A 6,000-nucleotide genomic window follows, 5' to 3' on the forward strand; every position below is an offset into this window, starting at 1 on the left:
ACCTGGCCGTGTGAGATTTCGTGAGACGTGAGAGGGTCTGGGGCGTGAGTGAGACACCCCCGAACACCCTGCAATACCGCTTTGACGGGCCAGAAGACGCTCCGGTCCTGATCTTGGGTCCCTCACTGGGTACCACATGGCACATGTGGGACCGGCAGGTTCCCGAGCTGGCGCAGCAGTGGCGTGTGCTGCGGTTCGATCTGCCCGGGCACGGTGGCGCGCCGGCGTATCCGGCGGGCTCGGTGTCCGACCTGGCGGACCGGCTGCTGGCCACCGTGGACGCGCTGGGCGTGCAGCGCTTCGGGTACGCCGGCTGCGCGCTCGGCGGGGCGGTCGGCGTCGAACTCGCGCTGCGCCACCCCGAGCGCCTGGCCTCGCTGGCGCTGATCGCCGCCTCGCCCCGGTTCGGCACCGCGGACGAGTTCCGGCAGCGCGGGGTGATCGTCCGTACCAACGGGCTCGACCCCATCGCCCGTACCTCCCCGGACCGCTGGTTCACCGCCGGGTTCGCCGCCGCCCAGCCCGCGATCACCGACTGGGCGGTGCAGATGGTGCGCACCACCGATCCCGGCTGCTACATCGCCGCCTGCGAGGCGCTCGCCGCCTTCGACGTCCGGCCCGAGCTCGGCCGGGTGGGCGTGCCCACGCTGGTCCTGGTCGGCTCGGAGGACCAGGTCACCGGGCCCGCGGAGGCCCGCACCCTGGTGGCCGGCATACCGGACGCCCGGCTGGCCGTGGTGCCCGGCGCCTCCCACCTGGTGCCGGTCGAGCAGCCCGCCGCCGTCACCGACCTGCTGGTGCGGCACTTCTCCACCGCCTGGCAGCCCGCGATGGAGCCGGCCACCGGCCAGCTCGCCGCCGTCGCCGCCCAGCCCCGGCCGGTCCCGGCGGCGCCCCCGCAGGCCGTGCCCATCGCGGAGATCGCCCCGGCGGCGCCGCCGCGGGCCGAGGGCCCGGCGGACCCGTACGAGATGGGGCTGAAGATCCGGCGCGAGGTCCTCGGCGACGCGCACGTCGACCGGGAGATGGCCGAGGCCGGCGACTTCTCCGGCGACTTCCAGGAGTTCCTCACCCGCTGCGCCTGGGGCGGCGTGTGGGACCGGCCCGGTCTCGACCGGCGCACCCGCAGCTGTGTCGCGCTCACCGCGCTGGTCGCCGGCGGCCACCTCGACGAGCTCGCCGCGCACACCCGCGCTGCCCTGCGCAACGGCCTCACCCCCGACGAGATCCGGGAGGTGCTCCTGCAGACGGCCGTCTACTGCGGGATGCCCGCCGCCGGCCGTGCCTTCAAGGTGGCCCAGCGGGTCATCGAGGAGGAGACGACGCCCACGGCGTGATCTTCAGCCGGGCACCGGGAGCACCACGCTCCGGGGGCCCGCGCCGCCGCGCCGCGCGGCAGGATGGGGCCATGAAGCTCACCAAGAAGACGCACGCCTGTATCCGCCTCGAGAAGGACGGGCGCACCCTCGTCATCGATCCCGGCGCCTTCAGCGAGGCGGACGCCGCCGTCGGCGCGGAGGCCGTCCTGGTCACGCACGAGCACCCCGACCACTTCGACGAGGGGCGGTTGCGGGCCGGGATGGAGGCGAACCCGGGCGCGCAGATCTGGACCCTCGCCTCGGTGGCCGACAAGATCTCCGCGGCCTTCCCGGGCCGCGTGCACACCGTCGGCCACGGCGACACCTTCACCGCCGCCGGCTTCGACGTGCAGGTCCACGGCGAACTCCACGCGGTGATCCACCCGGACATCCCGCGGATCACCAACGTCGGTTACCTGATCGACGGCGGCCGCGTCTTCCACCCCGGCGACGCGCTCACCGTCCCCGGCCACCCGGTGGAGACGCTGATGCTCCCGGTGATGGCCCCGTGGAACAAGATCGCCGAGGTGATCGACTACGTCCGCGAGGTGAAGCCCCAGCGCGCCTACGACGTGCACGACGCCCTCCTCACCGACCTCGCCCGCCCGATCTACGACAACCAGATCGGCGCGCTGGGCGGTGCGGAGCACCTGCGGCTGACCCCGGGATCGTCGGCACAGGTCTGAGCCGGGACGCGGGCACGCCCCGCCCCGCCCCCGCCCCGCGCGGCCGGCGGGCGCGGTGGGCGGGGGCGGTGGCCGGGGACCGGGCGGCGTTGTCGGTGCCGCCCGGTAGGTTGTGGGACATGCGCATCGCGACCTGGAACGTCAACTCGATCACCGCCCGGCTGCCGAGGCTGCTGGCCTGGCTGGAGAGCAGCGGCACCGATGTGCTGTGCCTCCAGGAGGCCAAGATCGCCGAGGACCAGTTCCCGTTCGAGCAGCTGCGCGAGGCGGGCTACGAGGCCGCGGTCCACGCCACCGGCCGGTGGAACGGCGTGGCGGTGCTCTCCCGGGTGGGCCTGGAGGACGTGGTCAAGGGCCTGCCGGGCGACCCCGGCTACGAGGGGGTGCGCGAGCCCCGCGCCGTCTCCGCCACCTGCGGCCCGGTCCGCGTCTGGTCGGTCTACGTGCCCAACGGGCGCGAGGTGGGCCACCCGCACTACGCCTACAAGCTCCAGTGGTTCGAGGCCCTGCGGGCGGCCGTCGCGGGCGACGCGGGCGGCAGCCGCCCCTTCGCCGTCCTCGGCGACTACAACGTCGCGCCGACGGACGACGACGTCTACGACCCGGCCGCGTTCGAGGGCTCCACCCACGTCACCCCCGCCGAGCGCGCCGCCCTCGCCTCGCTGCGGGAGGCGGGCCTGTCGGACGTGGTCCCGCGGCCGCTGAAGTACGACCACCCGTTCACGTACTGGGACTACCGCCAGCTCTGCTTCCCCAAGAACCGGGGCATGCGCATCGACCTGGTGTACGCCAACGAGCCGTTCGCCAAGGCGGTCACCGACGCCTACGTCGACCGCGAGGAGCGCAAGGGCAAGGGCGCCTCCGACCACGCACCGGTCGTGGTGGACCTGGACGTGTGACGTGGGACGTGGGACGTGGGACGTGGGACGTGGGACGTGGGACGTGGGACGTGTGAGGGGGACGGCCCGGCCCAGGGGCGGACGCGGGGCCCGCGCGCCTGTGGTGCGTACAGCGGTGCGAATGTCACGCTGAGTCCATGGACATCCCTTTCCTGGGCAAGTGGCGCAAGAGGCAGGGCTCCGGCTTCGGTGTCGCGGTGTTCCCCGGCCCGGGCGAGGGCCGCCCGGGCGGACGGCCGGCCGGGGAGCGGGCGGGTCTTGCCGAACTGCTGTCCGAGTGCGAGCTGCTGCGCTCCCAGGCGTCCCGGGCCGGACTGCGCCTGGACGACTCACCCGCCTCGCTCGAGGCGCTCGACCAGTTGCCGCCGCGCTGGCGCGACGACGCGGAGACGCTGCCCTGGATCGGCAACGACGCCGGGCTGTACCTGGGCTCGGTGATCGTGCGGACCGTGCCCGGCGCCGGCTGGGAAATCCGGCCCACCGGGCAGCCGGTCGTACGGCTGGCCTCCGGGCGGGAGATCGACGTGGTGACCGCCGGACAGGACTGGGCCGCCGCCGGTGTGCCCGAACTCTCCCAGCTCTACGCCGAGATCGCGGAGGACTGACTCCCGGCGGGGCGTCGGCCACCCTCGCGGCCGGGGCTGCCCACGGTGACGGCCGCGCCGTGGACGGGGACCTCGGGCGCGGTGGACAGGCGCGCCGACGACGGGAACCTCGGGCGCGGTGGACGGCCGCGCCGTGGACGGGGACCTCGGGCGCGGTGGACAGGCGCGCCGACGACGGGAACCTCGGGCGCGGTGGACGGGCGCGCCGTGGACGGGGACCTCGGGCGCGGTGGACGGGCGCGACCGCGAAGAGGCGCGGCAGGGCGGGCGTTGGCGCACCGCGAGGGCGGGCGACGCGAATGCGAAGAGGCCCGGCGCGGCCGCGGACACCGCGCAGGCAGGGCGTGCCGGGCGCGCCCCGCCTCCCCGTCCGGACGGTTTGCGGCAACCGCCGGAAACCCTCGGCGGGCGGGGCCGGCGAGGGCCGGTGAGGCACGTTCCTCCACGTCGGCGGGCCCGTCGCGGCGAACCTCGACTACGATGTGCCGTTCACCCCGGTGACGAGGGCGAGCCGGCCCGCCGCCACCGGGAGCGGGGCGCTGCTGCCGGGCGGGGAACCCCCCACGGCCCCTCGACCGCAGGGGGCAGCAGCTCACAGAGCCATACCCGGCCGGCGGCAGCCGGAGATCACTGCTCGCGCAGCGGGACGGACAGGAACGACGGATCGTCCGCCGGCGAGGAGAAGGTCAGCTGCGCGCCGGACGGGTTGTGCTCGATGTAGAGCGGGTCGACCGTGTCGACGACGAGCGCGAGCCGGTGCCCGGCCGGGACGTCGTAGGCGGTGGCGTACAGCGGCAGGTCCACCGCGAACGCCTCGCCGGGAGTGCGGCCGTGCCAGGTGTACGGGGCGTGCGTGACCAGCTTGCCGATGCCGAACGGGCCGACGTCGTACAGGTAGGCGACGAAGGTGCCGCTCTCCGCGCTCGGGGTGAGGGTGGTGTGCAACGTGGCGGCGCCACGCACCCGTTGGGCCGCCGCGTACCGGCCGGACTGCCACACCGCGGCCCAGCGCCGGGGCAGCAGCGGGATGGCCGCCATCGGCGGGATCCGGGCCACCTGGTCGAGGATGCTGGACAGGAAGACGATGCCGCCGTCCGCCCCGGAGTCGACGTTGGCGTGCACGGTCGCCCGGCCGGCGAGGTCGAGCCTGCTCCTGGCGGCGCCCACCGACCTGAAGTCCGGGTAGCTCTCGTAGCCGTCCGCGGAACGGGACTTCAGCCGCACCGGCTGCTCGCGGTCGATGCCGTTGTCCTCGCCGCGCAGATAGTGGTCGAACCAGCGCCGGGTGTCCGTCCACACGTCGTTGGGCACCCCGAACAGCCCGGGCAGCTCGGGGGTGGCGTGGTCGCCGGGGCGCAGTTCCAGACGCTTGGGGCCGGTCAGCTTCTCGTAGAAGTCGGCGAACTGGTTGGGGGAGAAGACCGTGTCGCCCCAGCCGTTGGCGAGCATGACCGCGGTGCCGTTCTTGTTGAGCTGGTCCACATACGTGCCGGGCGAACGTTTCTTCCCCCAGTCGATCAGCTCTTGTTCCTTCGTCAGATCGGAGGCGTAGAAGTCGTGGAAGACCTGCCGGGTCTCGGCGCTCTGGCGGCCGGTGACGGTGGCGACCGTGTCCAGCAGGGCCGCCGCCTGTAGGTGCTGGGTGCGCTGGGAGTAGATCGCGTCGATCAGATCGGCCCAGCCGCTGAGCGAGGCGACCGCCTTGATCCGCTTGTCGTGCTCGGCCGCCAGCAGGCTGATGCCGGCGCCGTAGGAGACGCCGGCCATGCCGATGTGCCGGGAGTCCGCCGGGGTGTTGGCGAGCGCCCAGTCGATCACTTTGGAGGCGTCGGCCCAGTCGGGTGGGCCGGCCACTTCTATCCGCCCGCCGGACTGCCAGAATCCGCGCACGTTGTAGCTGACCACCACATAGCCCGAGTCGGCGAGCCGCCGGGCCTGGACGAGGTACTCGGCCTGGGGGAAGCCCCAGCTCGTGGGCAGGACGACGAGCGGGTAGGCCCGGGAGCCGTCGGCGTCCGCCGGGGTGACGACGTTGGCCTTGAGCACCGTGCCACCGTCGCCGGTGATGTCGACGAAGCGGACGCCGCCCGAGGCCGCCTGCGCGGTGGGGGCCGCTGTCAGGGCGCCGCCGGCGATCAACGACGCCGAGACGGCGCCCACGGCAGCCGTTCGCAGGGCCTTGCGGTTCAGTCCCACGGGTCACTCCTCACATGACAGAGCAAAGTGACCCGACGGTAACCTCAGTGCCTTACTCGAAGTAACCCGTCGGTAAGTTACGTACGAGTAAAGCCTGTTGAACAGTTGATCTCATGGCGCCGGCGGAGCGCCGGCGTCCACGACGTCGCGCGGGGGGGGGGCCCGCGGCGGGCCCGCCCCCCCGTCCTCCCCCCCCCGGCGGGGGCGGGGCCCCCACCGCGACCGCCGGCGGCCGGGGCGGGGGGGGGGGGGGGCG

General features: G+C 74.0%; 5 protein-coding genes. 4 read left to right on the plus strand and 1 reads right to left on the minus strand.

Annotation, left to right across the window (positions count from 1 at the left end):
* Positions 1–44 precede the first annotated feature (44 nt).
* From ACI2LW_RS13565 to ACI2LW_RS13580, 4 genes are all read left to right on the plus strand, one after another.
* Positions 45–1,337 carry an alpha/beta fold hydrolase gene (locus tag ACI2LW_RS13565; RefSeq protein WP_404731337.1) on the plus strand — a complete coding sequence of 431 codons (1,293 nt, stop codon included), beginning with the start codon at positions 45–47 and terminating at the stop codon, positions 1,335–1,337.
* A 71-nt stretch (positions 1,338–1,408) separates the two neighbouring features.
* Entirely contained in the window at positions 1,409–2,044 is a 636-nt protein-coding gene (locus ACI2LW_RS13570; protein ID WP_404731338.1) for an MBL fold metallo-hydrolase, read from the plus strand.
* A gap of 119 nt (positions 2,045–2,163) precedes the next feature.
* On the plus strand, positions 2,164–2,943 hold the full coding sequence (locus tag ACI2LW_RS13575) for an exodeoxyribonuclease III (RefSeq protein ID WP_404731339.1): 780 nt from the start codon (positions 2,164–2,166) through the stop codon (positions 2,941–2,943).
* A 137-nt stretch (positions 2,944–3,080) separates the two neighbouring features.
* A complete protein-coding gene (locus tag ACI2LW_RS13580; RefSeq protein WP_404731340.1) occupies positions 3,081–3,548 on the plus strand; it encodes a DUF6278 family protein in 468 nt (155 codons plus the stop codon).
* Between the two features lie 627 nt (positions 3,549–4,175).
* Here ACI2LW_RS13580 and ACI2LW_RS13585 read toward each other — a convergent pair.
* Positions 4,176–5,744, minus strand: coding sequence for a CocE/NonD family hydrolase (locus ACI2LW_RS13585; protein WP_404731341.1), 1,569 nt, complete (start codon positions 5,742–5,744; stop codon positions 4,176–4,178).
* Between the last annotated feature and the right edge of the window lie 256 nt (positions 5,745–6,000).

Origin of the sequence: Streptomyces sp. NPDC004065, from assembly GCF_044903565.1 — a bacterium.
Lineage (GTDB): Bacteria > Actinomycetota > Actinomycetes > Streptomycetales > Streptomycetaceae > Streptomyces.

Bases quoted from the DNA above. Each gene is read 5' to 3' on its own strand.
- ACI2LW_RS13575 (WP_404731339.1), top strand. From the start codon at position 2,164: ATGCGCATCGCGACCTGGAACGTCAACTCGATCACCGCCCGGCTGCCG.
- ACI2LW_RS13580 (WP_404731340.1), top strand. From the start codon at position 3,081: ATGGACATCCCTTTCCTGGGCAAGTGGCGCAAGAGGCAGGGCTCCGGC.
- ACI2LW_RS13570 (WP_404731338.1), top strand. From the start codon at position 1,409: ATGAAGCTCACCAAGAAGACGCACGCCTGTATCCGCCTCGAGAAGGAC.